32 protein-coding genes and 1 tRNA gene are annotated in these 26,834 nt (G+C 49.0%); 16 read left to right on the forward strand and 17 right to left on the reverse strand.

Going from position 1 to position 26,834, the window contains the following annotated elements; all coding sequences use genetic code 11:
- The first annotated feature begins 5 nt into the window (after positions 1–5).
- Complete coding sequence (locus tag ACO064_RS09000; protein ID WP_421827050.1) at positions 6–1,358, forward strand: PrsW family glutamic-type intramembrane protease; 1,353 nt, start codon at positions 6–8, stop codon at positions 1,356–1,358.
- Between the two features lie 576 nt (positions 1,359–1,934).
- On the forward strand, positions 1,935–3,491 hold the full coding sequence (locus tag ACO064_RS09005) for a M28 family metallopeptidase (protein ID WP_421827051.1): 1,557 nt from the start codon (positions 1,935–1,937) through the stop codon (positions 3,489–3,491).
- Between the two features lie 80 nt (positions 3,492–3,571).
- On the opposite strand, the gene ACO064_RS09010 is transcribed toward ACO064_RS09005, so the two are convergent.
- The 4 genes from ACO064_RS09010 to ACO064_RS09025 all read right to left on the reverse strand — a co-directional run bounded on the left by ACO064_RS09010 (position 3,572) and on the right by ACO064_RS09025 (position 7,509).
- Positions 3,572–3,898: a hypothetical protein gene (locus ACO064_RS09010; RefSeq protein ID WP_421827052.1), complete on the reverse strand. Its 327-nt coding sequence runs from the start codon at positions 3,896–3,898 to the stop codon at positions 3,572–3,574.
- 128 nt (positions 3,899–4,026) lie between these two features.
- Positions 4,027–5,010 carry a nucleoside hydrolase gene (locus ACO064_RS09015; RefSeq protein WP_421827053.1) on the reverse strand — a complete coding sequence of 328 codons (984 nt, stop codon included), beginning with the start codon at positions 5,008–5,010 and terminating at the stop codon, positions 4,027–4,029.
- Positions 5,011–5,041: 31 nt separating this feature from the next.
- The gene (locus tag ACO064_RS09020) at positions 5,042–6,145 is read right to left on the reverse strand and encodes an LBF_2804 family protein (RefSeq protein ID WP_421827054.1); all 1,104 of its coding nucleotides are present in this window, start codon (positions 6,143–6,145) and stop codon (positions 5,042–5,044) included.
- Between the two features lie 65 nt (positions 6,146–6,210).
- On the reverse strand, positions 6,211–7,509 hold the full coding sequence (locus ACO064_RS09025; RefSeq protein ID WP_421827055.1) for a Gfo/Idh/MocA family protein: 1,299 nt from the start codon (positions 7,507–7,509) through the stop codon (positions 6,211–6,213).
- Between the two features lie 347 nt (positions 7,510–7,856).
- Here ACO064_RS09025 and ubiE point away from each other — a divergent pair, with 347 nt between their 5' ends.
- From ubiE to ACO064_RS09065, 8 genes are all read left to right on the forward strand, one after another.
- Positions 7,857–8,582 (forward strand): bifunctional demethylmenaquinone methyltransferase/2-methoxy-6-polyprenyl-1,4-benzoquinol methylase UbiE, encoded by a 726-nt coding sequence (gene ubiE / locus ACO064_RS09030; RefSeq protein ID WP_421827056.1) that lies wholly within the window; start codon positions 7,857–7,859, stop codon positions 8,580–8,582.
- Entirely contained in the window at positions 8,528–9,268 is a 741-nt protein-coding gene (locus ACO064_RS09035) for a porin family protein (RefSeq protein WP_421827057.1), read from the forward strand. Before ubiE ends, ACO064_RS09035 begins: the two co-directional genes overlap by 55 nt.
- A gap of 174 nt (positions 9,269–9,442) precedes the next feature.
- Positions 9,443–9,517, forward strand: a tRNA-Val gene (locus ACO064_RS09040).
- 427 nt (positions 9,518–9,944) lie between these two features.
- Positions 9,945–10,682, forward strand: a complete 738-nt coding sequence (locus tag ACO064_RS09045; RefSeq protein WP_421827058.1) for a recombinase family protein — start codon at positions 9,945–9,947, stop codon at positions 10,680–10,682.
- 162 nt (positions 10,683–10,844) lie between these two features.
- On the forward strand, positions 10,845–11,573 hold the full coding sequence (locus ACO064_RS09050; RefSeq protein WP_421827059.1) for a hypothetical protein: 729 nt from the start codon (positions 10,845–10,847) through the stop codon (positions 11,571–11,573).
- A 7-nt stretch (positions 11,574–11,580) separates the two neighbouring features.
- Positions 11,581–12,294 (forward strand): hypothetical protein, encoded by a 714-nt coding sequence (locus ACO064_RS09055; protein WP_421827060.1) that lies wholly within the window; start codon positions 11,581–11,583, stop codon positions 12,292–12,294.
- Positions 12,282–12,770, forward strand: coding sequence for a hypothetical protein (locus ACO064_RS09060; RefSeq protein WP_421827061.1), 489 nt, complete (start codon positions 12,282–12,284; stop codon positions 12,768–12,770). The genes ACO064_RS09055 and ACO064_RS09060 overlap by 13 nt, the downstream gene beginning before the upstream one ends.
- A 454-nt stretch (positions 12,771–13,224) precedes the next feature.
- Positions 13,225–13,458, forward strand: coding sequence for a hypothetical protein (locus ACO064_RS09065; protein ID WP_421827062.1), 234 nt, complete (start codon positions 13,225–13,227; stop codon positions 13,456–13,458).
- Here ACO064_RS09065 and ACO064_RS09070 read toward each other — a convergent pair.
- Positions 13,426–13,698 carry a hypothetical protein gene (locus tag ACO064_RS09070; protein WP_421827063.1) on the reverse strand — a complete coding sequence of 91 codons (273 nt, stop codon included), beginning with the start codon at positions 13,696–13,698 and terminating at the stop codon, positions 13,426–13,428. The two genes, ACO064_RS09065 and ACO064_RS09070, sit on opposite strands and share 33 nt — an antisense overlap.
- A 258-nt stretch (positions 13,699–13,956) precedes the next feature.
- Here ACO064_RS09070 and ACO064_RS09075 point away from each other — a divergent pair, with 258 nt between their 5' ends.
- The 5 genes from ACO064_RS09075 to ACO064_RS09095 all read left to right on the forward strand — a co-directional run bounded on the left by ACO064_RS09075 (position 13,957) and on the right by ACO064_RS09095 (position 16,874).
- Entirely contained in the window at positions 13,957–14,382 is a 426-nt protein-coding gene (locus ACO064_RS09075) for a S24 family peptidase (RefSeq protein ID WP_421827064.1), read from the forward strand.
- Positions 14,379–15,662 (forward strand): Y-family DNA polymerase, encoded by a 1,284-nt coding sequence (locus ACO064_RS09080; RefSeq protein WP_421827065.1) that lies wholly within the window; start codon positions 14,379–14,381, stop codon positions 15,660–15,662. Before ACO064_RS09075 ends, ACO064_RS09080 begins: the two co-directional genes overlap by 4 nt.
- Before the next feature lie 18 nt (positions 15,663–15,680).
- Positions 15,681–16,025 carry a DUF1508 domain-containing protein gene (locus ACO064_RS09085; RefSeq protein ID WP_421827066.1) on the forward strand — a complete coding sequence of 115 codons (345 nt, stop codon included), beginning with the start codon at positions 15,681–15,683 and terminating at the stop codon, positions 16,023–16,025.
- Positions 16,026–16,030: 5 nt separating this feature from the next.
- Positions 16,031–16,339 carry a hypothetical protein gene (locus tag ACO064_RS09090; protein WP_421827067.1) on the forward strand — a complete coding sequence of 103 codons (309 nt, stop codon included), beginning with the start codon at positions 16,031–16,033 and terminating at the stop codon, positions 16,337–16,339.
- 295 nt (positions 16,340–16,634) lie between these two features.
- Positions 16,635–16,874, forward strand: a complete 240-nt coding sequence (locus tag ACO064_RS09095; protein ID WP_421827068.1) for a hypothetical protein — start codon at positions 16,635–16,637, stop codon at positions 16,872–16,874.
- A 110-nt stretch (positions 16,875–16,984) separates the two neighbouring features.
- On the opposite strand, the gene ACO064_RS09100 is transcribed toward ACO064_RS09095, so the two are convergent.
- On the reverse strand, positions 16,985–17,356 hold the full coding sequence (locus ACO064_RS09100; protein WP_421827069.1) for a hypothetical protein: 372 nt from the start codon (positions 17,354–17,356) through the stop codon (positions 16,985–16,987).
- On the opposite strand from ACO064_RS09100, the gene ACO064_RS09105 reads away from it, so the two are divergent.
- Positions 17,346–18,230 carry a DNA/RNA non-specific endonuclease gene (locus ACO064_RS09105; RefSeq protein ID WP_421827070.1) on the forward strand — a complete coding sequence of 295 codons (885 nt, stop codon included), beginning with the start codon at positions 17,346–17,348 and terminating at the stop codon, positions 18,228–18,230. The two genes, ACO064_RS09100 and ACO064_RS09105, sit on opposite strands and share 11 nt — an antisense overlap.
- Positions 18,231–18,259: 29 nt before the next feature.
- Here the strand turns inward: ACO064_RS09105 and ACO064_RS09110 are convergent, their stop codons facing one another.
- The 11 genes from ACO064_RS09110 to ACO064_RS09160 form a co-directional block, all read right to left on the reverse strand.
- A complete protein-coding gene (locus tag ACO064_RS09110; protein ID WP_421827071.1) occupies positions 18,260–18,466 on the reverse strand; it encodes a hypothetical protein in 207 nt (68 codons plus the stop codon).
- Positions 18,467–18,510: 44 nt separating this feature from the next.
- Complete coding sequence (locus tag ACO064_RS09115) at positions 18,511–19,407, reverse strand: hypothetical protein (protein WP_421827072.1); 897 nt, start codon at positions 19,405–19,407, stop codon at positions 18,511–18,513.
- Positions 19,408–19,968: 561 nt separating this feature from the next.
- Entirely contained in the window at positions 19,969–20,568 is a 600-nt protein-coding gene (locus ACO064_RS09120) for a hypothetical protein (RefSeq protein WP_421827073.1), read from the reverse strand.
- Between the two features lie 264 nt (positions 20,569–20,832).
- Positions 20,833–22,221 carry a phage integrase SAM-like domain-containing protein gene (locus tag ACO064_RS09125; RefSeq protein ID WP_421827074.1) on the reverse strand — a complete coding sequence of 463 codons (1,389 nt, stop codon included), beginning with the start codon at positions 22,219–22,221 and terminating at the stop codon, positions 20,833–20,835.
- A gap of 339 nt (positions 22,222–22,560) precedes the next feature.
- Positions 22,561–23,427: a hypothetical protein gene (locus tag ACO064_RS09130; RefSeq protein WP_421827075.1), complete on the reverse strand. Its 867-nt coding sequence runs from the start codon at positions 23,425–23,427 to the stop codon at positions 22,561–22,563.
- Positions 23,424–23,711 (reverse strand): hypothetical protein, encoded by a 288-nt coding sequence (locus ACO064_RS09135; RefSeq protein ID WP_421827076.1) that lies wholly within the window; start codon positions 23,709–23,711, stop codon positions 23,424–23,426. Before ACO064_RS09135 ends, ACO064_RS09130 begins: the two co-directional genes overlap by 4 nt.
- On the reverse strand, positions 23,695–24,240 hold the full coding sequence (locus tag ACO064_RS09140; RefSeq protein ID WP_421827077.1) for a hypothetical protein: 546 nt from the start codon (positions 24,238–24,240) through the stop codon (positions 23,695–23,697). The genes ACO064_RS09135 and ACO064_RS09140 overlap by 17 nt, the downstream gene beginning before the upstream one ends.
- 3 nt (positions 24,241–24,243) lie before the next feature.
- Positions 24,244–24,507 carry a hypothetical protein gene (locus tag ACO064_RS09145; RefSeq protein WP_421827078.1) on the reverse strand — a complete coding sequence of 88 codons (264 nt, stop codon included), beginning with the start codon at positions 24,505–24,507 and terminating at the stop codon, positions 24,244–24,246.
- Positions 24,508–24,548: 41 nt separating this feature from the next.
- On the reverse strand, positions 24,549–25,025 hold the full coding sequence (locus ACO064_RS09150; RefSeq protein WP_421827079.1) for a hypothetical protein: 477 nt from the start codon (positions 25,023–25,025) through the stop codon (positions 24,549–24,551).
- A complete protein-coding gene (locus tag ACO064_RS09155) occupies positions 25,013–25,159 on the reverse strand; it encodes a hypothetical protein (RefSeq protein ID WP_421827080.1) in 147 nt (48 codons plus the stop codon). The genes ACO064_RS09150 and ACO064_RS09155 overlap by 13 nt, the downstream gene beginning before the upstream one ends.
- A 195-nt stretch (positions 25,160–25,354) precedes the next feature.
- Positions 25,355–26,764 (reverse strand): hypothetical protein, encoded by a 1,410-nt coding sequence (locus ACO064_RS09160; protein WP_421827081.1) that lies wholly within the window; start codon positions 26,762–26,764, stop codon positions 25,355–25,357.
- Between the last annotated feature and the right edge of the window lie 70 nt (positions 26,765–26,834).

Raw genomic sequence — 26,834 nt, forward strand, 5'->3', positions numbered from 1 at the left:
TGGCTATGAACCACCCTCCTTTACCGCCCGACCTGTTCATTTTCCAGTGTTTCGCCGGACCCGACGCCGGCAAAACCATCGTCCTGACGCCCCACGTCCGGTTGTTGCTGGGCACCGGCATCCAAAGCAGCTACCGGCTGAACGATCCGTATGTCGCCGAACAGCACCTGAGTCTTTTCTTCGACGGAGTCCGAATTCAATTTCATACTATTGATAACCAATACATTCGACTCAATGGCGTACCGGCTATGGCGGGGGAGTTGGCGCTGGGTGTCGACGCCCTGCAACTGGGAACGTCGCTCTGGCGGCTGTCGAAGCCAACGCCGTCGGCCACTTCCGAAAACCAGTTTGCCGAACCTTTCCAGCGGTTTTCCAATTTCGCCGGGATCGACCAGCTCGACCAGGATTTCAGCCTGAAGGCCATCTTCTCCCGAATCGGCGAAAAACGGACGGACGACGACATCGAGAACGCCTTCACCGTAGGCACGCGGGAAACCACCCCTCCCCTTTCGAAAATCGCGGCAAACTGGCCGCAGCCCTGGCTTTTTGCCCGAATGGCCAGTGCTTCGCTCCTCATTTTCTGGGGATTATACATCGGTGCTGCACAATTCAGCAACATTATCGTCATTCCCGGATTGCTCTTCATCGGCGCTTTTGCCGTCCCTTTTGCCTGCCTGATTTTTTTCTGGGAGATGAACGCGCCACAGAACGTTTCGCTCTATCAGACGGTGAAACTGCTGTTTATGGGCGGTATTCTGTCCATTCTGATCTCTCTGTTGTTTTTCAGCAATGTCAGCTTTTTGTCCAGTTGGCTGGGCGCATCGAGTGCCGGTATTGTGGAGGAGACCGGTAAATTACTGACGGTTTTGGCCCTGATGCGAAACAAACGGAAATACCCCTGGATCTTGAACGGCCTGCTGTTTGGGGCGGCCGTTGGCACCGGTTTTGCCGCCTTTGAATCAGCGGGTTATGCCTTTGTGGCGTTACTGGAATACGGTTCCGTCGATGTGGCACTCGGCAACATCGTGGTGCGGGGCATTCTGGCCCCGTTCGGCCACATCATCTGGACGGCCATTACGGCGGCGGCCATCTGGCGGCTCAAACGTTTTGATAAATTCCGGTGGGAGTTGCTGCAGGAAAAGTCGTTCATCCGGTTATTTCTCCTCGTGGTGGTCATGCACATGCTCTGGAACGCCGGTTTCGATCTGCCGTTGCTGCCGTCCATTTTCGGCATTCAGTTCAAACACATCCTGCTGGGGTTGCTGGGTTGGGTGATTGTGCTGAGCCTGATTCAGGAAGGGTTGAAGCAGATCAAAAAGGCGCAGAAAGAAGGGAACAGCGGATTAATCACGTATTGACACTTCCATGGAATGCGGTTTTGTACTTACCGTGAATTTGATTTCAAGAACTAGCCATTCTTTGGCCTTAAATCGGTCATCCCTACGGGATTTTAAACCTTTTTATTTCATCCTTCCCCCGGTTGAAACCGGGGGCTACAAAACGATTCATCCCTACGGGATTTTTGGATCTCACAATCTCTGAAGGTAGAATACAAGATTCTACCTTCAGAGATTGGTCAAAACCACCGCAACAATATGATTCATCCCTCCGGGATTTGTTATATTTTATCTCTTTCACCGGGTTAAACCCCACACTACAAAATGATTCATCCCTCCGGGATTTGTTGGATTTAATGATCCCGGAGGGATGAATCATTTTGTAGCCCCGGTTTGAACCGGGGTAGTTTTAAAGTCCCGTAGGGATGACCGATAAAATCATTGGCTGAATGGCTCATCCGATTCGGTTGACTTCCATTCCCGTAAACCTATACCTATTCACAGATCTGATTGTAATTAACAAACAATCAGCCGGTTAAAATAGATAGTAGTTTTCCAAATTTGTACTTTAGTAACACAACCTAAACGTTTTTATGTATGAAAAGGCGACTGTTACTGCTTAGCTTCCTGACCAGTTTCTCCCTCGCATCCGTTGCCCAGCAGGATGACAAACCGGATTTAGCAGTGGTAAAAAAAATACGGGAAGAGGGGTTGACGCGTTCCAAAGTCATGGAAACCGCCTTTTACCTGACGGATGTCAACGGCCCGCGTTTGCAGGGCCCCGGTTTTATGAAAGCCGCCAACTGGTCGAAAAACAAACTGGCGGAATGGGGACTGCAAAACGCCAAACTCGAATCCTGGGGCGAATGGGGCAAAGGCTGGGAGATCGAGCGCAGCTACATCGCTATGACGGCTCCCTATTACAAAACCATCATCGCTGTGCCGAGGGCGTGGAGCGGAGGAACGGAAAAAATGCAGCAGGCCGACGTGCTGTACATCGATGAGTCGGACACCACGGCGCTGGAAGGCTACCGCAACAAGCTCAAAAATAAAGTCATCCTACTCCACCAGCCGTTCGTCATCAGCCCTTCCTTTAACGCTGATGCCAGACGGTTTACGGAAAGTGATCTGGAAAAAATGGCCAAAGACGAATCGGTCGCCCGCGACTCGTCGTACCGCAGCCTGATTGCGGCCATGCGAACCCGCAACGCGTTCAACCAGAAAATGCGCAAACTCGCCAAACAGGGCGGTGCGCTGGCCATTCTGAACACCAGCCAGCTCAGCAAAGACGGGACGCTGTTTGTCAGTGGCGATTTTGCCAATGCGGCCACCGGGATTGCCCACGACGAGCTGGCCGACCTCACGATTTCGGTGGAAGATTATCTGTCGCTGAGCCGGATGGCCAAGGCGGGTGTGCCGATCAAACTCGAACTTGATGTCAAAACCAAATTCTATACGACCGACACCAAAGGCTACAACGTGATTGCCGAAATACCGGGGTCGGACCCCAAACTGAAAGACGAAGTGGTGATGCTCGGCGCCCACCTCGATTCGTGGCATGCCGCCACGGGCGCGACCGACAATGCCGCCGGTTGTTCGGTGATGATGGAAGCCGTCCGGATTCTGAAAACGCTGGGCCTGAAACCGCGTCGTACCATTCGGATTGCCCTCTGGAGCGGAGAAGAGCAGGGCTTACACGGTTCAAAGAATTACGTCACAAAACACTTTGTCGATCCGGCTACGAACAAACTTACGAAGGAAGGCGAGCAACTGGCCGCTTATTTCAACGTCGACAACGGAACCGGCAAAATCCGGGGGATTTACCTGCAAAACAACACCGCTGCGGGTCCGATTTTTGCCAAATGGCTGGAGCCATTCCACGACTTGGGAGCCACGACCATTGCGCCCAAAAGCAGCGGAGGCACCGACCACGTGTCGTTCGATCGGGCAGGACTGGCCGGTTTTGGCTTTATCCAGGATGGCATCGAATACAGCACCCGCACGCACCACACGAACATGGATACCTACGACCACCTGATCGCCGACGACCTGAAACAGGCCTCTACGATTGTCGCGTCGTTTGTGTACCATGCGGCCATGCGTGACCAGAAAATACCGTTGAAGAAAACGACGATGGGAGACGCTGGCCGGTAATTTTTATAATCGTTTACCCCAACCCCCTAAAGGGGCTTTCAACAAGTCTACAAAAGCCCCTTTAGGGGGTTGGGGTGAAATTATAACCCGATTATAACGCTTTCTACCAACAAAATCAGGAAGGCTGCGGCCGAAATGATCAACCCCCACTCTTTGATGCGGGTCATCAACTGCCGTCTTTCCACCTGACCCTGAAAGAGCCCAATGAGGTGTTCGGCGATGTCGGCCGTGGCAAACAAACTGGCGATCTGAAGCAAATGCCAGGCATAGTCAAAACCGTCGATGCATTGTTGCCAAATGAGGGGTTGAACGAAGAAATAGATCAGCAAAATCCATTCTTTGATTCCAAACCGGGTTATTTGAAGCTGAACCCGGCCAGCAAGGTGGGTAAAAAGTTGTCTGAACATGTCTGGTCATACGGTTGGGTACATCAAATGTAGCAAACATCATGCTATTTTTCCAGACCTGAATCACAAAAAAGTCCAACTCACGACCAACCGTACCGTCTATTGTCTATTGTCTATCGTCTACTGACTTACTTCTTCCCCGGCTGGTGCATCATCAGCGTTTCGATTTCTTCAGTCACCTGCGGCACCGGCATTTTTTCGGTTAGGTAGTAATGCGGCCCATTCGGGTCGTCCTGCCAGGAATTGTTGCCACCAGTGATCAAAAACCGCCCCCGTTTCAGTCCATAGTACGGTTCGACACCCCGAACGGCCACCAGAACCGCCGTCTGATCCCAGCTCATGCGCCCGTCGTTGTCCTGCCTGGCTTTCGGCATACAGAGTGTAAAAACATCCTTCACCGGACTTTTCAGGGACGGGTTGGCCACCAGACGCGGACCGGTTTTGATCTCTTTCCCGATCTCGAATCCGCTGAAAATAACCGGCGTAGGCCAGTTGGCAAAAGCTTTTTCAGACGCCACCGAATCTTTATACACGTTGAATTCCCGGCCTTTCGGAAACGCGCCAGCCATCGACACCAGCTCCTTTACTTTCTGTTTCACCAGTTCTTTTCCACCCAGTTTCGAAAACCGATCCGGTTTGGAGTCCAGCAAATTGGCCATGTTGGTCAGAAAACCGACGGTCACGATGGTCACGCTTCCGTTGGGCTGTTTGGCGAGAAGCTGCCGATACGTCGTCACGGCATCGGGCGCGTCGTCACTCGAACGGATTTTGTGCGGATACGTCGCCACGAGCATCTCGGGCCACTTCTGCCACGCGCCATCCACCACACCCGGCCCCTTTGTAACGCCCGTCGGCAGGTTCGGCCGACCGAAGTAAGTATTCAAGACGTCGATGACTGGCACCACCAGCTCGTGTTTATTGGATGCAATAACCGCCAGCGGCCGGGCTTCTCCCCGGTCGGCCAGGGCGTGCAAAACCGCCATCGCACCCACGTCGTCGTAGTCGGGGCCGATGTCAGTATCCAGAATGATGGAAACGGGTGGTTTGGGGCGGTTTTGTGCGAAAGAAAGGGTGGCAAAAGCCAGAAAGCAAAGGAATAGGAAGGATTTCATGGAAAATGGGTTTACGGTCCAATTTCCAAAATTACACCCACAACCCCTCCCCGCGCACGAAGTTTTTGCGAAGAGATTCCAGTTCAGCTTCGGATGTCGTCAGAAAACCCGCCTTTTGCAACTGCCGAAGCCGGTTTCGCTCCAGCGACGACAGGTGGCCGTCGATGAGAATTGTGAAAACAAAAAGCCGTTCCAATCCGTGCCGGACAGCATCAGAGCATGTCGCCAGTTGTTCGGGAAAAGATTCGTTTCTGCCAGCCTTTTCCAGATCGGCATCAATGGAAAACCGGGACATAACGGCTTCCCGGAGCAGCAGATGGGCGTAATTTTCGGGCCGGACAGCAACCGCTGCGAACTGTAAAACGCCGGGGAGCAATTGCCGAAAAGCTGGTTCGCGGCCAAACTCCTCGACAAGTTCGTTGGTAAACTGCCGGATGGTCAACGGAGCCATTACCCGGAGTTGAGCCTGTTGCAGAATTCGATAGGTGGCCCAGCTAATCCAGACAGCCGCAACCAGGGTGCTGGTTGAAATGGTCACGATGGGCGTAATGGCCCGTTCACTGCCCAGCCGGAGCATCCATTGAACCAGGCCGTTGCAGGCAAAAGCCAGTAAAAAAACCGTTATCAAATACCCGGACAGCGTCCACGGCAGCAGGGGCCGCGGGCTCATCCGGAGCCGGAACAGGCCCCGCGGAGGACTGTTCTCGGCCAGTTGGTTGATGTGGCGGGTAAATGACAGATCATGAAAACGCGGAAACTGACACGTCATTGCGATGAGACGAACCGCCCCGGTATAGACCAGCAGCAACGCATGCAGAACCAGGTAAAGTACCAAAACCGCAAACAGGACACTAATCAAAGGCCAGTCGCCGAAGGCCGTATGGGTTTTTGCAAACCAACTCGCCCAGAGCGTATGGGGCAGGTAAACGACCCAGATCCCGAACACCACCAGAGCCGATGAGACCAGCATCGTGGCACCTTTGATCCGGTACAGGGCGTGGCGCTCCGCGTTGTTGAGCACAAAAGGCTCATCGGAGGGGTGTTCGGTATGTATGGCACGGGCCAGATAACGAAGTGTTGTCCGGCCAGCGGTGGCCTGGTCGAAATCGCCAGAGGAATCGGTTGAGTCGGACATGAATAGTAACAGCTTACTTCTACTATAACCGGATTAAGGGGTAAGCTGTTTGCATACCCACAGACTTACACCGGATATTTCCACTCACCCCTGTATTCGCGGCTCAGCAGTTTATTGGCTTCGGCATCGCCCTTGATCACTTCTTTTTCCCCATCCCATTCCACACTACGGCCCAGTTTATACGACAACATTCCCAGCAGGGCCATGTTGGTAGACCGGTGGCCAATTTCGATGTCACAGGTCGGCAGACTTTTCGTTTTGATGGCTTTCAGAAAATCGTCCCAGAGCTGGGCAATATTCTGGTCGTCCGGTTTGTTGAGCTGCGCATCCTGGTGAATCACCGGTTTTTTCGAATCTGCCGGGTAGAACGTCCAGCCGTCCATCCAGCCCATGTGAAAAGTACCTTCGGTGCCGTAAAAATACACACCCACGGCCTGCTGCGGATGCGTTTTTTCGGCATTGTTCCCGGCAAAGGTCCGGTGTTCCCAAACCGCCGTAAAATCTTCAAACTCAAAACTGGTCACCTGGTGGTCGGGAGCGTCGGTATTGTCCTGTTTAATGGCCCGCCCACCGGTCGAAAAGACTTTTTTCGGGTACTTCTCTTCCGTCCACCACAAAATCTGGTCCATCCAGTGAATGCCCCAGTCGCCCAGGGTTCCGTTGGCATAATCCAGGTAATTCCGGAAACCGCGCGGGTGCATCGTACGGTTGTAGGCCCGCAACGGAGCCGGACCGCACCAGAAATTCCAGTCCAGTTCTTTGGGAGCCTCCTCGTCGGCGACTTTCTGCCCTGCTCCACCGGCGTAATGCACGAAGGCGCGGGCCATGCCAATTTTACCGGCTTTCCCCGATTTCAGGAATTCCATCCCGGAAACATTGTGCGGAGAAACCCGCCGGTGCGTTCCCACCTGGCAGACCTTGCCGGTTTGCCGGGCGGTTTTCACCATGGCCCGGCCTTCGTTGATCGTGTGGCCAACCGGTTTTTCCACGTACACGTGAGCGCCCTGTTTCATGGCTTCGATGGCAATGAGCGGGTGCCAGTGGTCGGGCGTGGCCACAATCACGATCTCGGGTTTTTCGCGGGACAGCATCTCCCGAAAATCCCGGTAGATTTTGGGTTTGTCACTGGTCAGTTTGGAAAATTCTTCGGCGGTTTTCGTCAGCTGCCGCTGGTCCACATCACACAGCGCCACCAGTTTCGACTGTCCGGACTGCATGGCGCAGCGCAGGATGTTGTTGCCCCACCAGCCAGCGCCAACCAGGGCCGTGCGGTAGGTCGATTGTTGCGCCAGTGTGATCAACGGACGGGTGACCACCGCAGCACCGGCGAGGGCCGATGTTTTCAAAAAGTCAGAACGATTCATAACAATGCAGGGAAGAAATAGTCCTCGAAAACTACGCAATCTGTGAGGTAATCACAAACTTTCTAACCAAGGGCACGTACCTTTGTGAAATATGGTTTTCATGGTTAGAGGGTTAAGTAGGGTTGAATGGTTGTAAATGGTTCGATGGTTATAAATGGTTGAATGGCTGTAAATGGTTGAATGGTTATAAATAGCCGGATGGCTTAGGATGACATTTACGACTGCATGGTTAAAGTCACCCAACCCTTTACAACCATAAAAACCATCTAACCTTGAAAACCATTATAACCATAAAAACCACCCTTAGCCATCCAACCATTCTTAGCCATTTTAGCCATCCAGCTTTTATGTCAGTCGTTCCGTATAAAGACAAAAATACCAGCAAGCGCGAGCAGGTCGAAGAGATGTTCGACTCAATTTCGCCGAAATACGATTTACTCAACCACCTCCTCAGTGCCGGTATCGACATTGTGTGGCGGAAAAAGGCGATCCGGCTCCTGCAACCCGAGAAACCCAAAATGCTGCTCGACATTGCCACCGGCACGGGCGACTTTGCCATCGAGGCCCTGAAACTCAACCCCGACAAAATCATCGGGGTCGATATTTCGGAAGGCATGCTGTCGTTTGGGCGGGAGAAAATCCGCAAACTCGGGCACGAGGATAAAATTGAACTTCGCTCCGGCGATTCGGAAAGATTACCGTTTGCAGACAATGTTTTCGACGCCGTCATCGTTTCGTTTGGTGTACGCAATTTTGAAAATCTACTCAAAGGGCTAACCGACATGCACCGCGTAACGCGGTCGGGCGGCACCTGCCTGGTGCTGGAATTTTCGAAGCCGCGCAAATTTCCTTTCAAGCAATTTTTTAGTTTTTATACGAATCGTTTCCTGCCGTTGATTGGCCGGCTAGTGTCGAAAGACGCTTCGGCCTATACGTACCTGCCCGAGTCGATGCAGGCGTTTCCGGACGGCCCCGACTTTATCCGGGTTCTTGAACAGGCAGGCTTTACGCAAACACGATGGATACCACTTACATTTGGCATTTGTTCTATTTACACCGGAAAAAAAGTATAGCCCTCGGTTTGCTGCTGGCGATGCTGAGTCCGAATCTTCAGGCCCAGTCATCGATGAAATACCGCCGGATTCATTTGGAAGGCTACGACGACAAGACCATCCGGTACGGTTTTCTGTTTGCGGCTCCCGTCACCCGTTTCAACATCAAATACAGCGACGCCTACGTCAGTGCTGATTCGGCCCACCAGCTCTACTCGCCCAGTAAAGTCGGTTTTCGGGTCGGTTTTGTGATGAACACCATCCTGAGCGAACATTTCGATGTGCGGGTGACGCCCGCGGTGTCGCTCTACTCCCGCTCGGTCGAATACAAGTATCCGGGTGGGACCGGCAAAAAAGAGGTGCGCGAATCGACCTGGCTGGAGTTTCCGGTTTTGCTGAAATACAAATCCAAACGGCGGATGAACTCGCGGATGTACGTCGTGGGCGGAGGTTCGCTCGGGATCGAAACCAACGTCCGTCGGCGCGAGGTGGCCGGTTCGAGCCGGTTGCTGACCAAAAACCGGGATCTGACGGTTGAATACGGGGTTGGTTTCGAGCAGTTTTTCGAATTTTTCAAATTTGCCCCCGAGATCCGGTTTTCACACGGCCTGGTCAACCTCTTCGAACCGGTGCAGGGCAATGCGGCCAACATCGGCATTCAGAAACTGCGCACCCACACGGTAACGCTGTATCTGACCTTCGAATAAACCGGGTGCCGAACGTGTCAATCAGCATCCCGAATGTCGATTCAAAAGCCCTGACGATGAATTGGTTGTAAAATAAGTTGATTTTTTTTAGTGGAATGCTTGCAGAATGCCTTTTAAAGCCACTATATTTGCACTCCCAAACGACGCGAATGAGTCGCCGGGAAACACAAAAAAGGGAGTTTAGCTCAGCTGGTTCAGAGCATCTGCCTTACAAGCAGAGGGTCGGCGGTTCGAACCCGTCAACTCCCACATTGATTATCAAGCACTTGCGAGTCAAATCGGCAAGTGCTTTTTTGTTGGTTTACACTTTGGTTTACACTTCGCCCCGGTTTACTCCTCATCTCCTGCCACTTTCCCCTTGCTCCGTTTGTAATTTCTTACCGAATTGGTAATAAAATCCCTCACTGCGTCTGACATCGATATTTCACGGTCCTGACACATGGCCGAGAAGGCGCGTTTTGATTTAGCACTAAGGCGAACTAGTAACTGGCTGTTTTCCATACTACTTACATCATCTTTTGATTGTCACTAAAGATAGCGATTCGTATAGACATTTGCAATACAAAAACCGTATATACAATTGATATACAGGCATATTACAAGTTCATTACGCTCGTTATGGGTTTGTAATATTCGCCTAATTTTGGTATCTTTTGGATACCAATCACCGCATATAATGACGAAGAAATCCACTCCTGCACTACCCGCTACTACAGATAAAAAGTACGTCGTCTACTACAGGGTATCGACCAAAAAGCAAGGAGAGTCAGGCTTAGGTCTGGAAGCCCAGCAGGCTTATGTAAGCCACTTCTACGGCACGAGTGAAATTATAGCCGAGTACACCGACGTCCGAAGCGGTAAAACTATTACACGGCGTCCTGAACTGATGAAAGCTATTAAGCAATGTAAGGCAGAAGGCGCTACGCTGGTGGTGGCAAAGATTGACCGGTTAAGCCGGAATACTGAGCAAGCTCTTTGGATTTACCGGGAATTAAGTGAACGTCTGGAGTCATGCGACATTCCGAATCTAGATAAATTCACCCTGACACTTTTTATGGCTATCGCTGACCGCGAACGGGAGCTAATCGGCATCCGGACAAAACAGGCTCTCGATCAGAAACGTTTGAAGGTTGGTGAATGGAGGCTGCGGGGCCACAACCCGAAGAAGGCAGCGGCCGGACTGATTGGCGCACGCATGTCCCACGAACAGGCAGCAGATAATGAAAACAACCGGCGGGCGTCGGCAATGGTATCAATGCTCCGTGGACAAGGCAAGACATATGCGTCTATTGCGGAGGAATTGAACCGGGCGGGATTCAAAACGGCAACAGGTAAACTGTTTCAACCCACCCAAGTGATGCGATTGAATAAAATAAGTAAATCTTTGACTGAATTGAATTCAAGTGTAAAATAACTTTAGGATAGATCTGAGGCACTTTTTATCCTCGCACATCTAATCCTACGTCCTCCGTTAAAAAATAATATGATTTTGAAGTTGAAAGTTTAAAGACCTTTCCCGTAGTTTGAACTACTTTTCATAAACAAGTATGAATGCGTTGTTCGAACTAGAATCGAGATGATTGGAGCAATTATAAAATATCAAGTTTCTATTTTTAGCTCAGCTATCGGCATAAGATATGATGCCACTAACATTTCCTATTTTCTAAGAGAATTGGAAAGTTTGCATTTGCTACCCGAACCCTACCAGGAAATGACGCCATTCGGTTCCGAGACAAAATTACGTATGACCTCACCAAGTGGGCTTTCCATTGATTTTGGTAGTCAAAGAATTGACATTGAACAGAATGCTAAAGATCAATCCGGGTCTAATATTGGTGAATTAAGGCAATTTTGTGAAAATGTAATTTTTATGGCAAGGGTGTTTTCTGACAAGATGGGTATGCTACCTAGCAGGCTTGCTTTAGTTACTATGTATTATTTGGAAGATTTGCCAAGCGAAAAGCTTTCAAAGCTTTATGTTAAGTCGATCAATCCGATAAAGTTCTTTGAAGAAAACGACCCTGTTGAATGGGGCACAAGGACTGTAGCAAGGGTTAATAAAACAGTAAATAATATTCCAGAGATAGTAAATGTGCTGGTGGAGATATCTAGAATTCCTGGCTTTTTTAAACACCCAGATGGTTCGGTTACTTCATTGGACAAAATGCGTTTACAGATAGACACCAATACATTTCACGGAAATACAACACCTAGATTTAATTTTGATAGTATACAATCGTTTTGTCATGAAGCACAAGGCTGGCAAAACGTTGTTCTAAATGATGTGATAGATAGTCTTAAATGAAAAAGAAATGACATACTCGACACAAAAGATAAGAAAGAAAAGAATAGCTACTAAGCCCGATCTCAATGCGTTTAGTCAGAGGTATTTTTATCCTTCGATTTTTAGTTTAGCGGAATCCCCTAGCAGTACGGTAGACGAAGTTGAAGAAGAAATTAATGACAATAGTCCACTTTCAGAAGTAAACTCAAATACTCTTGAAAGTTGGCAAGGCTCCTATTCCGGAAGTGATAAAACTAAACAGCCACCGGACCCTTTAATTGATGAAAATGACATAAATAATAAAAGGATGCTCCATATAAAAAACACATTCACTTCAAAATTATTGAAATGTATTCGTGAAGAGCATTTTGAGTACGGGTATACCTCCATGAGCGAAATTATTGCTAAAGAACAATATTCTCTAAACTCTTTTGTTACAAATACTTGGCTCTCCCAAATATTTGTAGAAAATTTTAAAGACACTCAAATAATAATTGGGGTTCTGAGAATAATTTCAACTTTCACAGAAGAGCAAGCAAGTCCACATGGAATATCATTAGCGTTAGCGGCTTTGTCACACAATGACATGGAAGTCAAAGAAAGCGGGATAAGAGTTTTGGAGAATTGGGGCTCTAAGCAAAGCCTAATTACTCTTCAAAATGTTCAAGAACAACCAGGCTGGCTGGGGGCATATTTGAAACAGGTAATTGAAGATTTAAAAAGTGAGATATGTCCCTCCTAGTTCGAAAAATTGCCAGGTCAAAGTGGTATAATAAGAAGCAAAATATTGATATTGACACCCCAGCAGATGCAATATCAAGTTGTTTAAGGACACAAAATAATACTCTTTCAGTTTGGAGAATTGAAGATGAAAGTGAAGTAAAAGAAGCAATTCTGGCTATAATCTCAAATCAAGACCAGCTTGACACAATCGATATTGTTATCTTAAAGGAAACATATTTGAGCGAAAACAGTATACAGATTGAAACTACGAAAGGTGAAACACCTGTAAAAGAGCTCGTAAATATACATAGGGATTTAAGTCAGTTAACCTATTCAAAGTTAGGAATAATAGCAAAGCATATTACAGACCAAGAGGCTACATTTAAACGCATCACCGTTAAGGACTCAAAGCAAATAATTTTAGAAGCAATAGAAAAGAAAAGACTTTCTATTGATGATTTAAAAGTAAAGGTTCGTATGAAAATTGCTGCATAATCGCAAAGATCAGTTCCCTCATTCTACGCTTTGTGGGCTATGAGAGGTCAGGCAAGTAAGCCAAAGGCTTTTAACAATCACATTGCGTCGGCAATGGTAGCCTATCTGCGGAGTCATGGCAAGACGTTTGCTGAGATAGAGGAGCAATTGAACCGTGACGGGTTTGTGACCTCAACCGGGAAAGAGTTTCACGCGATGCAAGTGCAGAGGCTGCATAAACGGGCGTCGGTCTAAATGTACGCCAGGATCACTTTTAAAAGGTAAGCCAAGGTTACTTTTTATTTTCTCAAATACGTAGTACGACTACCCTACAAAACCTACAAAATGGGGTAACTCCCGCATGAAAAAAAAATAAAGTCTTTTTCAGCCCTCACTTTCGTCACTTTCGTCACCGTTTCGACTCCCGCATCCACCAACCGGAGTGACTTTACCAGCCCCGGAGCGTCTAAGCAGTATGAAAACCCTGCTGCTTTACTCGGCGCTCGCTTTCGCCCGGCCCGATACGATTCCACCGACGGACACAACCCATTATTACGATCCGGTACAGGCGAGTGTTCAGAAAGATTTACAGGCCCGCAGTAACGCCTGGAAGCCGATGGAAAAGCGCATCAACCGTGTAATCTGGGTTTTTATCGGAGTGGTCGGCACATGGACTTTAGTGTTGGTCGCCAGGCGGGGAGTGCGGTAAAGGGAAAGCCCTTCTCACCAGATCCGCCCCGTTTACATGCTTGCCGACCAACTCCTTCATGTACCGGAACGGCACGTCGTCAATGTAGACTTCAATCGTGCGGTCTTCCAGGCTGGACGCAAACACCAGGGCTTCGCCATCGATCCGGATCGCCCCAATCCGGCTAACTTCCTGATCAAATTCTTCTACGGTGGCGTGGCCGAGCTTGAGACGGAGCCACATCCGGCGTTTGGTGTCCATGTCACCACAATGTAACAAAAAGTTACAAAAACAAAATACCCCGGCTCCATCGAAACCGGGGTGATTCAACACTCTGTGAACATAGATTGTATCCCCGAAGATAGGCAAAAACCGGGCAGTACCATACCGTTATCTCAGGTTTATAATATATTTATGTGATATAAGTTGACAAAATGGTAACAATTGTGTTATAGTTGCATTATAAGCAACTCTGTAAACATGACTGTCGATGACCTACTTATACCCGATGAGATCATTTTGCTTGATTCCCGCGCCTGGGACGAGCAATTTCTGGGCTTTCAACCGACCACCGGCTTCGCATCTCCGGCCAATCAGGATTTCAAACGAGCCTGTGACCTGAATGAACTCGTGGTGACCAACCGGGATGCTACGTACTATGCCCAGATGACCACCGATAGCATGGAGGGGGACCGCATCCGGGCGGGTGACCGGCTGATTGTCGATGCCAGCCGGGACGTTGTATCCGGTACCCTGATTATGGCCTGGGCTGATGGCGGGTACCGAATCCGGCGCATTCAATTGCTCGACCATATCGCCGTTCTGCATGCTTCGCACCCGTCATATCCACCGATCTTTTGTCACGAGGACGGTGATTTTCAATTCTTTGGTGTAGTGACCTTTGTGTTTTTCCCGCCCTACCAGCCTACTCAGGACGAACTATGAACGAGGAGGTCTGGAAAATACACATCGATGTCAACAACTTCTACCCCAGTTGCCACGTATCGGTCAATCCGGCGCTGCGGGGTAAAGCGGTTGCGGTACTTTCTAACAACGATGGAAATGTCATTGCAAGAAGTGTAGCCGCTAAGGCGATGGGCATACCAATGGGGGCCGTATTCCACGAAATCAAGCACCTGGTGACTTCGGGTAAATTGATCGTCTTTTCAAGCAAGTATCAGTTATACGGCGATTTTTCCACGCGGGTTATGAACATCCTGCGTCGCTTTATTCCAGCCGTCGAACTCTATAGTATTGACGAAGGATTCGGAGAGATCAAGGCTGAACTTAAAGAGGTGATTGAACTGGCGCGGAAGGTCAAGGATACCATCTTCCGGTGGCTGCGGCTGCATGTATCGATCGGTATTGCTAAGACAAAATCACTGGCGAAAGTAGCCACCCATATTGCCAAACGAAAAGAAGAATACGACGGGGTGTTTGCGCTCAGTGAACCGGATCAGACCCATTCGGTGCTGAGTGAGATAAAAGTCGGCGATCTGTGGGGCATTGGTTACAGCGGGGAAAAGAAGCTCAACGCTATTGGGGTTGAAAATGCATTCCAGCTTATCGGCCTTCCCGACGGATGGATTCAGAAAAATCTGACTGTGCAAGGCCTGCGGCTAGCCTATGAGCTGCGAGGTGAAGTCTGTAGACCGCTGCAATTGGAGATCAAGCCCAAAAAAGCGATCATGGTGGCTCCCAGCTTTGGCCGGGTCGTCACCGACCTTGAAACAATGACCAAGGCCCTGATGCGGCATGTCATCAAAGCGGGCGAAAAGCTCCGGCACCAACACTCCAAAGCCGCCCTGATGACGGTGTTCATCAATACCAATCGATTTGCAAAACACAAACCCCAATTCAGCAATAGCCTGACGTTCAGCCTGCCATTTGCGACCAACGAAAACGAGGTACTTTTCCGGTGTGCCGCCAGCGTTCTGAGCCACCTGTATACCCCTGGGTACGATTATCACAAGGTCGGGGTGATGCTCTCGGGATTGAGCACGGACACCAGTCAGCAGTTGAAGCTATTCGTAGAGACGCCAGACCCCCGCCGGAGCAGACTGGAAAAGGTGTTTGACCGGCTGCGGCTCAAGTTTGGGCGCGATCTGGTGTTTTACGCCGACCGCATACCGGTTAAGGAACCAGAACCCGACTGGCTCACGAAACAGCAATATAAATCGGAAGCACCCACAACCAACTGGAAAGAAATTCTCAAAGCAGCTTAACTTATAAACAATACCCCTATGTATTTTATCATCGAAAATGCCAAAGACCCAGGCTATTATCAGGTGCGATTAATGACCCCGAACCACCAACCCCTGATGAACAGTGAACTCCTGAATAGTAAGGACGCCTGCCACCGCTGCATCCGCATGGTCAAGCGGGCGGCTGCGCACACCGACAACTTCATCCGCTGGGACATCGACAAACATTGCTTCAACCTGCATTACGGTGACGATAGCCAGATGATTGGCGCCATAAAGTACAAATCCGCTGCCGACCGCGATGAGGCCATCACCACGAGTCGGCTGGCGATTATCGAAGCCCCGGTTGAAGATTACACCACCCCAATGCGCCAGGCCGCGTAATTGCCATGATCATCAAAGCAACGGTTTTCGAGGTTCGGGATAGCAGTCGTGCCATGAAACGCCCGGCATCCCTGAATGTACGGGCTTCTCTCATGGCGGAGGTGATGCGGAAAGTTGCCGCCTACGTCCTGATCAATGAAAAGCCCGTCGTGGCTTCCGGACCCAGCGGAACCGGTCTGGAAGTGGGAACCGCCTTTATGGCCCTGCACCGGGACGATTACAAACAGGTGCTGACTTTACTGCTGGAACTCGCCGGGGGCGACAAGGAGAATGCAATGTATCGTCAGATTCGGGCGATTATGGAACGGGAGTAAATTGGTCTGTACCCGCGATAGCTTCTGTACACCAATGGGCAAAGAGGTCCTTTCTGAAACTGACTCAACCGTCAACTGGGAAAGTCCAGTAAACCGACGTTCTATAACTCGTCAACCGGACCTATTTTCGGACTTTGATTTGTAGAATGAGTTGCTTTTCAGTTCTGAATACCAACACTTTATAATTCAAAGTTTCAGTCAATTGTCAACAAATCCACGTTTTTTGGACTCATTTGAATGCCAATAACTTTTTTGGTAATTTGGGCAACATAAGATTTGATTATACAACAGAAATATGCTTTCATTTATAGGGTACACAGAAGCTGAAGAGCAGATTGAGATAGTAGCAGACGAGCAAGGGATTGATGACCTGATTCTGTACCTACAGGGTATAAAAGAAGGTAAAGACCACATGCATCTAATTATAGATTCTGAAATCAACCCTTATCCGATCTCTAATCCGAAGGCCGGGGTAATTGTAATTAAGCATGTCCGATTAGAGTATGCTGATACAGAACAATGGCTTCTTAATTAACATAAAGTTAGTTACACGACCGCTATGGGAGAAATGCAATTTCTTCTTATTGTTATTTAGTCAAGAAAACCGTCCGAAAAACAAACCCGTTGACTGCCCTTAATTATCCTTTACAACTGCTTTGTATACCCAAGCCTCAACAATAGCTTCACCACTGATGCCACCTCAGATCCCAAGGGTTGCTGTTTCTCGGCTTCCTGTTCGGCAATCCTTTCGGCTGTCAGCAACGCTCCCTCCAGTTCGCTGACAGGAATGTGCTTGACATCGTGAATCGGAATGCCGGATACAAGAGCCAGGATGCGACAATCCTTTTCGGAGACTTCAACGGCTAACTCGCAGGCTACGCCGTGAGCGAGAAAGGATTTTGAATAACTTTCCATGAAACGAAGATAAGGCTGTAGGGTAATTCTCACGACGGGCAAGAGAATTAAATCGCGGATCTGCTTATTTTGTCGATCCATCCACACGCCTATGAGCCGCATCGCCGTTTACCTCCTCTCTGCCGTTTTCTTTCTTCTGGCTCCGGCCTCCTGCAAGAAAGCCGATCAGCCCGGCCCGGACACGTCCATGCCCACCCGGGACGCTAATCTCGCTTTGGGTAATCCCAGCAACGCAAACGCCAGCCAGGAGAACAATTACCTCATCGAGCGGTCCACCTATGCCCTCAGCTATAACCGCAGCGCTGGCATTGCCAACTGGTGTTCGTGGCATCTGTCGGCCGCCTGGAAGGGTTCGGCAACCCGCTATTCCGGTAACTTTATTCCAGATCTGACCTTGCCGGCCGGTTGGTATCAGATACGGCATGATGATTATACCCTCAGCGGTTTTGACCGTGGCCACCTCTGCTCGTCGGATGACCGGGACTCAACGGCGGAGGAAAACCGCACCACGTTTTTCATGACGAACATCGTTCCCCAGGCTCCCCGCCATAACCGCGAAAGCTGGAACCTGTTGGAAGGCTACACCCGGAAGCTCATCGCCGACGGCAACGAAGCGTATATCATTGCGGGAACGTACGGCAAGGGTGGTATCGGTGACAATGGGCAAGCCGAAAGTATCGCGGGCGGCAAAGTCACCGTTCCCTCTGCGCTCTGGAAGGTGATCGTCGTCCTACCGGTAGGAAGTGACGACCTCAACCGGATCAACGCTCAGACGCGGGTTATTGCCGTATTCATCCCGAATACCAACGCCTTCGGCGAAAAGCCCTGGAGTGATTACCGGGTCAGTGTCGATGAGATTGAGCGGTTGACAGGGTATAATCTGCTGGCCAATGTGCCGGATGCGGTGGAACGGGAAATTGAAGCGCAGGCGGATAAGGTGACGGTAAGTGGGATGTATTTGTATTCGGATTGGTGATCAGCCTCTCCGCCTATGAGTAGGAGGAGTCAATGATATGCTGCTTCTTGTAGTTCATCGATCTGCTCAACCTCTTCGGCAGTAAAGGCTGTAATTTCCTTATTGACAATTTCGCCGTCTCGATCAATGGAGATCATGAATTTATCTCCAGCCAATGCCCTGATCTCCAGTATCTTAGTTCCCGGATGACTGGGTGACGATAGTAACCCTCGGACAATTTCAAAAAGCGACATCATAAGGATAAAATTTAATGCAAATGTAAAAGTTCTAACGACAAATACTACAAAATGTTTTTGAATCGCTCCAAGGAGTTGAAGATGGCCTTACTCGCCCCTTGCAATATATTTAAGTCATATTTCCGATGAAATACCCCCATCTGTGTACTATCAACACATAAAAAGCCAATACTTGATTGTGGTAAATCATGGATACCAATACCATCAGCAGGCATGATTGAAGTGACAATCCCACTTTTGTAGGATAATGGCCAATTATGCCACCTCAAAATAGGATTGGTACGATGAGGCCTTTTGTTCTCTACATCAAAATTCGTGCTATTGTATTCATAATCAAACGGCAAATAATTATTGAAATAATATCCGTGTGGGCTTCCCAGCGCGTCCCTGTAAGCAGTGTTAGAATTTAAGGTGTGGTGGATATTTTTTGTCTTTGCGTAGTTATCTTTATTTCTTCGACCTGAAGAGTTTCTGCTTCTACATAAAGTCCTAACTACTAACTGACTTTCATTATTTTCATCACGAATCTTTTCAAGTATCTTTATCGACACCGCACATTCTGAACTGGTTATTAATTTAAATGCGTCAGCAAAAGAATCACAGAGTCCTTCAAAATGGGTAAGCACCTGCTGTTTCGAGTTTGGGTCAAGTTCTCTTTCGATTGGGCCATGCAGGCGGTTAACCGCGTTTAACACCTCTAAGCCTCCATTTATACTACTCAGCGCATCTGCATAACGAGTCTTTTTCTCCATTGTAGCGGACCTGAACACATACATTATGAAATAATAGACAGCTATCAGGCATACAAAGACGACAGCGATGGCGGTTTCGGGGATTTTTATCCATGATTTCCAGTAAAGATTCCCTGCTTGATATATTCCAAGAACCCCTGATATAACACCAATAAAATTGGTGGCTAGTACTCCAATCGTTCTAAGCATTTTACATTAACTATAGAAAAAAGGCGACAGCTAAAAGTTTCAATTTTAAATCAGTGGCTCAATGTAAGCAAAATTCGCTAATCGGAGACATAGAATTAATATTATACCTACCAAGAAATATCCTATAATTAGAATTAGATCAGTACCGTTTATAAATTCTGTGTTTTTATAAACATAACTTAAAACAAGAGTTGAAAACAGAAAGCACACTACAACTAATTCGATAGGTTCATTTATATCTCCTGCTTGTGTTTTTTTTTGAAGCTAAAATAGGCATGCTTTTTGTCGCTGGCTCTGAAGTGTATTTTTGGAAGCCTTCTACTATAGATGGGACACTTAAGTGCATACCCTGTAATAATTTGCCGGATATTGACAGGTATGCCTCAAATTGCATCCTGACCCTTGCCCCTCTTAGCCGGTTACCATAGCTGCTTATTTTGTATACTACATTATTGAAGATCGTTTGTTAGTGTCTTTCCCTATCGACCTGCGCTTGCATTTAAAAGAAAGGGCCACGTTTAAAACGCGACCCCTTGCCCGACTTCACCCATTAACTACCCGTCACTTTTGAGTGTATGACTTCGCGGTATTGATCAGGTACTCACGCCCGCGAACATCGTAAAGTATATCAAATGCCGGATTTTGCCCTGCTAAAACCCGGCTGATTGGATAGATCAAATCGAACCCCGGCGCAATCTCGTACCTACTGACGGCCGGAAGAAACGACGGATTCACCACCAGCCCCAGGCAGTGAAACGTATACGGCAATGACAGATAATCGACGCCTTTCCGGGTGTAGCTGTAATTCCCCTTTGACGTTGCCCCAGTGCGAACAAATCCAAGCGACTCGTAAGGATCTGCGGCACTGGTGGTTCCGACCCGGCAATACATTCCGGCAAGCCCAGTCATCCGCAGGAGTGCCGCGCGTTCCTCCTGGTCAACGGGGGGCGTAACGAATGCCGGTAGACTCGACTCCCCGACCCGTTCCAGAAAGTAGGCGTCCCGCGTTACCGGGCCTTTTGCCAGCCGGTTAAAAAGTACCCGTTCAGTGATCCCCATGCAATTGGCGGCATACGCTGATTGCGAATAAGTCGGGGCGTTGAGGTGATCAAACAGCGTCATCTTAACCCGCTCCCGGCAGATGTTACTATTTCCATCCATCGAAGTAACCCTGTAGTTTTTTCACCAATCCCTGCGCGGATTCTTTCTCTGTGTCATACTCCGCGCTGCAAGCGTGAATTTCAATCAGACATTTACAGGCATGGTAAAAGGCATTGTATTTGTCCAGGCAGTACTCTACCACAACATCTCGGATTCTCGGCTCACGCAATTAATTGACAACTTGTCTTAAACGGCGTTTTAGTAATATTCTGCCGGGCCATTGCTGTCTTAACTTTCATTGTGGATATAGCCAAAAGAGAATTGTCACATTACTCGACTCTGAGCATTCTTAACATAGGATGACACAATTTCCTCGGCATCACCGATGTAACGGTTGGCATAGACAGGCTTGGACCATCCCGCAATCTTGGAAAGCTGTACACTGGTGGCCCCATTTATTACCCGCTGAGTCAATCCAGTATCCCGCCCCATGCCGAACTGTAGACGGACTACTTCCCCCTCTTCATTTCGTAAATTTGCCACGCGAGCAATCGTTTTAAGTACCTTGCTGTAATACGCTGAACTTTTATAACATAACCCTTCAGGCCCTCCATATTTCGCCAGGATACGCTCCGCGCGATCGGTAATGTCAATGGTTTGAATTAACTTGGACCCTTGTTGTTTGGCCCGGCTGTTTTGGGCAATGCGAATACCGGAAGCCAACATCTTAAACCGGAATTTTGGTAACCGCATAAAATCGGCATGATGTAAGCATAACTCTCCGGCCACCAGCCAACTATCGCAGTAATGCCGCAGGACTGGAGACAATTCACAGGTTTCCAACTGGTTAATTTGCTGTTTGGTTAATGGCTTTGGATCAGCAACCGATCCGCCCCGGCACTTAAAGGAGAGTATGGGATTAACCTCTACAAAGCCTTTCTTTTGGGCGTAGGTTATCAGCGTTTTTAGGAAAGCGATAGTCTTGTTGATTGTAGCGGGACGATAAGGCATACCATTAGCCTGCGGCTGACAGGTTAGCCATTCTTTTAAGTTAGTGACAAAGGGATAGTTAACTTTGCCAACTGGAAAATCAGGCTGCTTCAGGCTTATTAAATAGGCATTAATTAACCGCCATCTTTTCGGGTAGGATAACCAGGTTGAGGTACTGATCTGATCAACATGGCGACCAGAATCGTCATTGATCTGCCGCTTTTGGTGGGCATAATATTCCTGATAGGCTTGTTGGATCGGAATGCACACAGGACTCTCTTGTGTAGCCAAAGCAAACCTTTCATAAGCTCGTTGAAAGTCCTGCGGCTCTCGTGCGATAGATAATTGAAACTGTAATCGGTTTTCTGCGACCTGGTACTTCTTTGCATAGGTTATGATCTGATCAGGGGTGATTTTTTCCTGCTGAGTCAACAGGTATTGGTAAGCCTTTTTAAGAAGTGACTCAAAAGTATTTACCAGATTAACCAATTCTTGCACTTCCTCCTGATCTGGGTCCGATTTTCGACGTGCCCAAACTGAATAATTTGCTGGGATTCTGGTAGAAAAGGGGCCAAAACCTTGACCGTCAAGTATCAGTTTCGCCCGAATTGATCCCTCTTCAGATTGAGGATGTTTTCTGCGAAACCAGAGTTCAAGTTTTAAGGGGTGTTTGACCATAGGAAAGAACGGACCTCCTATGGTATTTCCGCTAGGCATATTCATAATATAATGGGGTTTAATTTGAAAGGGAAGATGCGCACATTTATACTTTCCGCCGGTCGATCGCACGGAGTTCACGACCTTATCCTACCAGTTGGGTGTTTTGCTTGGTACAAATACTACTTTTACCCTGCTGATTGAATACCCGACAGTAAAAACAGAAAGGCACCAGTCAATGGCCAGCGCCTTTTCAACTACCCACTGTTAGTTATTGTCTTCTCTGGTCATACCCACCACCACCGCAGAGGTTAACCGATAGCACGACTTTCGCTTTTTCGTTCGTAGCATCGAAATAAACGCCCTTGCTTTTAATCTTGAAATCTTGTCCATGTGTCGAAGTAATTATTGATTAATACCAAACCTTTTTTTGATCTTATTCCATACTTCATCAAGCCGGGGCATCAACTCCCAGACTTCGTACTTGGCCAGATACTTGCGGATATCTTCGTTCACAATAGCCGTGACCAGATACTCAGTCGAGACACTCGGAAACTGTTTATTCGTCTCAACAACCAAGTCGTTAAAGTGACGGAGCGTTGCCCGTTTGTTCATCAGGTAGCGACGAAATGCCAGGCTGATGTCGTCCAGGTAGTAGCAGAGACGCAATCCTTCGGAGGGCAGATTCCGTTCTTTCCCGGTATTGACATAGGCATGTGGATCATAACGCTTGATCACGTAGTCCAATGGACTTTCCGGCTCGGCAATTTCCTGGCTGCTAATTTCCCAACCATACACAAACATTACCTGTGCCTCATCTTCCAATCCAGGGTCTACCGGAAAGTTTAGCGGGCTGGCTTGTGAAAAGAACCTGGTAGTGATTTTACCGAGGGCCGTTTTAAGTACCGGCACCAACTCGTAAAGTTCGAGTTCGATCAAATCCTTCCACGCATCAATCACCAGCCAGAACACCTCCTCGTAGGCGGTCTGATCGGACTTGCCCAGCTTTTTAAACAGGGTGACGTGGTGTTGTAATTGGGTGTTGGTGTGGTAGAGACTTTTGTATTCGCCTGTAACATAACCGCGCAGGAATAGATCAATCGAATCCAGACCGTGAGCGATTACGCCCGCATTAACCGTAACGGGATCCCCTGACTTGTCGAAGGGTTCGCCCGCCTTCAATGCTTCCTGATATGCGTTCCAGCGCCAGAAAACGCGTGTTCGAAATTCATCTATCGCTTCCGATGTGGAAACCTGATTTGTGGTGTTCATAAATTGTCTACTTTTTGAATTGAGAAGAATTTACTTCGATAGGTGTTGAATTTGGCCGCGAACACCTGCGGCTCATTAACCATCTGCCGACCCGCCAGTGTCGGGTTGTGGTGTTGGTCGAGGTAGCCGCCCGATCTCAACGACCGAACGGCGCGGGCGATGGCATTGATTGACGTTCCGAGCTTATCCGCCAACTTCCGGGTATCAAACGGCTCCAGCGTATCTTTTGCCGCAAACACACAACAGCGCAGATACAACACATCATACTCAAACGGCGTCAGCATGGCGGGGGCGGTAATAGGTAAGAAACTCGGCGGCACAGGCGCGGTAATCCGGTGAGAAGGATGATGCATGATACCGGTGGATGATTTCGTACCACTGAGCAATGAAAGCGTTATACCCTTCCAGGCAATGGCGCAACTCCTCCGACTCAGAAGCCGCAGCCAGTTGCACCAGTTCCGAAAATTGGCCAATATCCTTAACAAAGGAATAGTTGTGATCCGGGACGAACCGGTCGAACATGTCGCTGAACGGGTCAAACTCTTTTCTGCCGTCTGGGTGCTTCATGCGGTAGTCGTCAATGTACATCTGGAGGTTGCCTGATACGAAATCTTCGCACTCCTGCCGAAATTCATCAAATAGCCCAACTAATTCTTTCCCCTGTAGGATGGTTCTGATTAGTCGGACGAAGGTTTCGGAGTCAACGTGACTGCCCGACCTGTGATGCAGGGCATTGGGCCGGGCGTGACTCATGTAATCGGCGTCGGCTATTTTGACCAGTTCCCGAACTGGCTCAAGGTTAAATCCAATCATGTTCTAGTTTTTGAATTTCGTCTGATTCACGCTGTAGGCGCTTTCCTCCCGGATCGGCCCAAACAGCCACTGCTTGAGTCCGCGGTATTTTTCGATCTTTGCAGCCAGTTGATGAGGATAGAAATAAACCCAGGTGTCCCGGAGAATTCCGTCACCAAAAACCTGATACTTTACCTTCCCATCCAATGTGGGTATTGGCGCGTCCTTATCGGCAGTAAGCCGCATTGAACCACCGGGAACGCTGGCCGTTATCGGTTGCTTTCTCATGCTATAATTTACGAATAAGTATTTGAATTACAAAGAGTTAATTAGTTTTTCTTATGACTTTCCGCAGGAGAAAACGGACCCTTAGCGGGTAAATAAAAGTCCATGAACATCAGACTGAACGTATGCCAGTATACGGCGGGCGCTTCGTCGTCATCCTCTGCCGGTTCGGGTATATCGGTAATCAGTTCGTACCCAATTAGGCAATGCCGGTTGTAGAAATGGCTTTTCTTTACCTTGTTGTGTTGAATTTCCAGTAGGGCAACCTTCGGCATATACTCCCGTTCGGGGTTCGGGCTGTAGTCCGGGTTTTCGCCGTCGGTGCTGATCTCGATGAACGTCACATAAAGCGGCCCCAGGTGTATGTAAATCACCAGATCGACGTAATTAGGCAGTAGCCACCAGATCGTTTTCACAACGGCGTCTTTTGCGTGTCGGTTGCTGTAAACCGCTACCAGAGCCAGAAACACCAGCACCGCGCCCAGGGCGGCAAATTCACCCGCGTAGCCTATGGTTTCCATAATTCAGTAAAGGGTGCCACAATGAACGATAACGCCAGAGCCAGCACGAAAACGGCGTAGAACAGGGCAAGTACTTTTTGGTCGTTACGATCCACCCAGCGGGAGAACCGCAGTATGATTTGATGTGATTTCATGGCGTTTGAGTTTTCCCCGGAAGTGGGGGAAAGTTGATAGTCAGATCATTAGGGCTGTAACTCTTCATTTTGAGGAGTTTTTGCCAAATCGGATAAACCTTTCAGTGTGTCAGTTGGAGAAAGAACCCGGTACGATTCTACCGGGCCTTTGCATCAACTCCCTTTAACTTTCATTGTGGATATAACCGGATCGCGTCAGGCCGTGGCCTTTGGCGCCGTGGTAGCGTAGCGGTTGAATGCCGCCCCGTTCACGATGTCCCAGACAATGCTGATAATACCGAGTTCTTCGCAAAGCTGAAGGTGAGACTGCCCTTTTTTGCGCTCGAAATCCAGAACGCTGTAACCATAATCGTTGGCTAACCGGGCGTAAATCGCTTTGAAAATGTCTTCGTGCTTTTCGCCCGTAACTGCATGCCGCTTGTTTACGGCGTAGTTGATCTTGTCCCGCAGCGTCATGTTCGGAATGGCGGCTTTGCCAGGGTACAGGCCGAGTTTGCGGAGTGCCGCCTGTTGCTCGATCTTGACCAGTTCGCTGACGGTTCCCGACGTGGCCAGCGTTTGCCGGTAGAGGTCCGCCATGCCCTGCGCCTGCTGCAAAAGTCCCTGCGCAAACTTGACCATCAGATCAAACAGATTCGGCCCCTGGTCTTCTTCCGGCTGCGGTTCCTCTTCCGGGCCTACCCAGTCGGGCGACTCACTGACCGAATGCGGGCCCTCCTCTGTCGGCGGGGTCGCTTCGTCGCTGTTTACCGGCCGAGGGGCTACCGGATCGACAGGGGTCGGGTTGGTAAGAGGCACATACTGCTCTGTCAATAGCCCCAACGGCGTTGCAATTTGCAACGCTGGTTCCGGCTCAACAGGTGCAACGTTTACCGGCTGCATACCGATGAAGTCCGATAGCCTGCCTTTAGTTGGCAGCTTCTGTTTTTTAAGGTCTTTCCGATAGTCCGTCAGGTAATCCGCGACGGGGCGACCCTTGCCCGTCGGTTGACCTTTGGCGACAATGATAGCCGCATCGATGGATAGAATGTAAAGGGTAACCTTTCGGAACGTAACCGGGTCAGGTGCTTTGTATTCGACATAATCCCGATCCTCGAATAAATCATACTTTACGATCCAGCGCTGCACCCAGTCGTTGACCCGCGCGGTTTCGTTTTTCGCCCACAACTTGAACAACTCGCCAGCATTCACAGCCGCCCGCCCTTCGATCTGCATTACGCCGACAGGCCCGGTCAATTTCACCGCTACGGGCGTAACTGGTTCTGAAACGAATAGCGGTTCTGGCGTCACTACGGGAGTGTTTTCGGCATCCGATGGAGTGTCGGTTTCAAGCGTCTCGGCAATCTCCTTTTTGATTGGTGCGGCTTTGGCTGCGGGTACGGTGTTGAGGATCGACAGAGCAACCTTTACCGGTACGACGTACTGAAAATGCCGGTTCTCGCTGAACTTCTCAAAGTCCTTCCCTTCGGTCAGGTTCATTTTCCGAATCCGGTCTTTGAACCAGGAAGGAAATTCTGCGGGTGTGAACCCCATGCGTTGATGAATAGGACGTAAATTAATTACGGTCTGGTTGTTGCGCTGTAAAATATAGTTTGGGGTATTCATCGCTGAAAGTCGTTTTGAAGTGAAAAAATGGAGGGGTAAGGAGGTGACAGAGTATCACCTCCCTTTGATG

It is taken from the genome of Larkinella sp., from assembly GCF_965227735.1.
Classification (GTDB): domain Bacteria; phylum Bacteroidota; class Bacteroidia; order Cytophagales; family Spirosomataceae; genus Larkinella.

What these genes read in the sequence shown, in the direction of transcription:
- ACO064_RS09000 (WP_421827050.1), top strand. Translation starts at nt 6, where the DNA reads ATGAACCACCCTCCTTTACCGCCCGACCTGTTCATTTTCCAGTGTTTC.
- ACO064_RS09005 (WP_421827051.1), top strand. Translation starts at nt 1,935, where the DNA reads ATGAAAAGGCGACTGTTACTGCTTAGCTTCCTGACCAGTTTCTCCCTC.
- ACO064_RS09010 (WP_421827052.1), bottom strand. Translation starts at nt 3,898, where the DNA reads ATGTTCAGACAACTTTTTACCCACCTTGCTGGCCGGGTTCAGCTTCAA.
- ACO064_RS09015 (WP_421827053.1), bottom strand. Translation starts at nt 5,010, where the DNA reads ATGAAATCCTTCCTATTCCTTTGCTTTCTGGCTTTTGCCACCCTTTCT.
- ACO064_RS09020 (WP_421827054.1), bottom strand. Translation starts at nt 6,145, where the DNA reads ATGTCCGACTCAACCGATTCCTCTGGCGATTTCGACCAGGCCACCGCT.
- ACO064_RS09025 (WP_421827055.1), bottom strand. Translation starts at nt 7,509, where the DNA reads ATGAATCGTTCTGACTTTTTGAAAACATCGGCCCTCGCCGGTGCTGCG.
- ubiE (WP_421827056.1), top strand. Translation starts at nt 7,857, where the DNA reads ATGTCAGTCGTTCCGTATAAAGACAAAAATACCAGCAAGCGCGAGCAG.
- ACO064_RS09035 (WP_421827057.1), top strand. Translation starts at nt 8,528, where the DNA reads ATGGATACCACTTACATTTGGCATTTGTTCTATTTACACCGGAAAAAA.
- ACO064_RS09045 (WP_421827058.1), top strand. Translation starts at nt 9,945, where the DNA reads ATGACGAAGAAATCCACTCCTGCACTACCCGCTACTACAGATAAAAAG.
- ACO064_RS09050 (WP_421827059.1), top strand. Translation starts at nt 10,845, where the DNA reads ATGATTGGAGCAATTATAAAATATCAAGTTTCTATTTTTAGCTCAGCT.
- ACO064_RS09055 (WP_421827060.1), top strand. Translation starts at nt 11,581, where the DNA reads ATGACATACTCGACACAAAAGATAAGAAAGAAAAGAATAGCTACTAAG.
- ACO064_RS09060 (WP_421827061.1), top strand. Translation starts at nt 12,282, where the DNA reads ATGTCCCTCCTAGTTCGAAAAATTGCCAGGTCAAAGTGGTATAATAAG.
- ACO064_RS09065 (WP_421827062.1), top strand. Translation starts at nt 13,225, where the DNA reads ATGAAAACCCTGCTGCTTTACTCGGCGCTCGCTTTCGCCCGGCCCGAT.
- ACO064_RS09070 (WP_421827063.1), bottom strand. Translation starts at nt 13,698, where the DNA reads ATGGACACCAAACGCCGGATGTGGCTCCGTCTCAAGCTCGGCCACGCC.
- ACO064_RS09080 (WP_421827065.1), top strand. Translation starts at nt 14,379, where the DNA reads ATGAACGAGGAGGTCTGGAAAATACACATCGATGTCAACAACTTCTAC.
- ACO064_RS09085 (WP_421827066.1), top strand. Translation starts at nt 15,681, where the DNA reads ATGTATTTTATCATCGAAAATGCCAAAGACCCAGGCTATTATCAGGTG.
- ACO064_RS09090 (WP_421827067.1), top strand. Translation starts at nt 16,031, where the DNA reads ATGATCATCAAAGCAACGGTTTTCGAGGTTCGGGATAGCAGTCGTGCC.
- ACO064_RS09095 (WP_421827068.1), top strand. Translation starts at nt 16,635, where the DNA reads ATGCTTTCATTTATAGGGTACACAGAAGCTGAAGAGCAGATTGAGATA.
- ACO064_RS09105 (WP_421827070.1), top strand. Translation starts at nt 17,346, where the DNA reads ATGAGCCGCATCGCCGTTTACCTCCTCTCTGCCGTTTTCTTTCTTCTG.
- ACO064_RS09100 (WP_421827069.1), bottom strand. Translation starts at nt 17,356, where the DNA reads ATGCGGCTCATAGGCGTGTGGATGGATCGACAAAATAAGCAGATCCGC.
- ACO064_RS09110 (WP_421827071.1), bottom strand. Translation starts at nt 18,466, where the DNA reads ATGATGTCGCTTTTTGAAATTGTCCGAGGGTTACTATCGTCACCCAGT.
- ACO064_RS09115 (WP_421827072.1), bottom strand. Translation starts at nt 19,407, where the DNA reads ATGCTTAGAACGATTGGAGTACTAGCCACCAATTTTATTGGTGTTATA.
- ACO064_RS09120 (WP_421827073.1), bottom strand. Translation starts at nt 20,568, where the DNA reads ATGGATGGAAATAGTAACATCTGCCGGGAGCGGGTTAAGATGACGCTG.
- ACO064_RS09125 (WP_421827074.1), bottom strand. Translation starts at nt 22,221, where the DNA reads ATGAATATGCCTAGCGGAAATACCATAGGAGGTCCGTTCTTTCCTATG.
- ACO064_RS09130 (WP_421827075.1), bottom strand. Translation starts at nt 23,427, where the DNA reads ATGAACACCACAAATCAGGTTTCCACATCGGAAGCGATAGATGAATTT.
- ACO064_RS09135 (WP_421827076.1), bottom strand. Translation starts at nt 23,711, where the DNA reads ATGCTGACGCCGTTTGAGTATGATGTGTTGTATCTGCGCTGTTGTGTG.
- ACO064_RS09140 (WP_421827077.1), bottom strand. Translation starts at nt 24,240, where the DNA reads ATGATTGGATTTAACCTTGAGCCAGTTCGGGAACTGGTCAAAATAGCC.
- ACO064_RS09145 (WP_421827078.1), bottom strand. Translation starts at nt 24,507, where the DNA reads ATGAGAAAGCAACCGATAACGGCCAGCGTTCCCGGTGGTTCAATGCGG.
- ACO064_RS09150 (WP_421827079.1), bottom strand. Translation starts at nt 25,025, where the DNA reads ATGGAAACCATAGGCTACGCGGGTGAATTTGCCGCCCTGGGCGCGGTG.
- ACO064_RS09155 (WP_421827080.1), bottom strand. Translation starts at nt 25,159, where the DNA reads ATGAAATCACATCAAATCATACTGCGGTTCTCCCGCTGGGTGGATCGT.
- ACO064_RS09160 (WP_421827081.1), bottom strand. Translation starts at nt 26,764, where the DNA reads ATGAATACCCCAAACTATATTTTACAGCGCAACAACCAGACCGTAATT.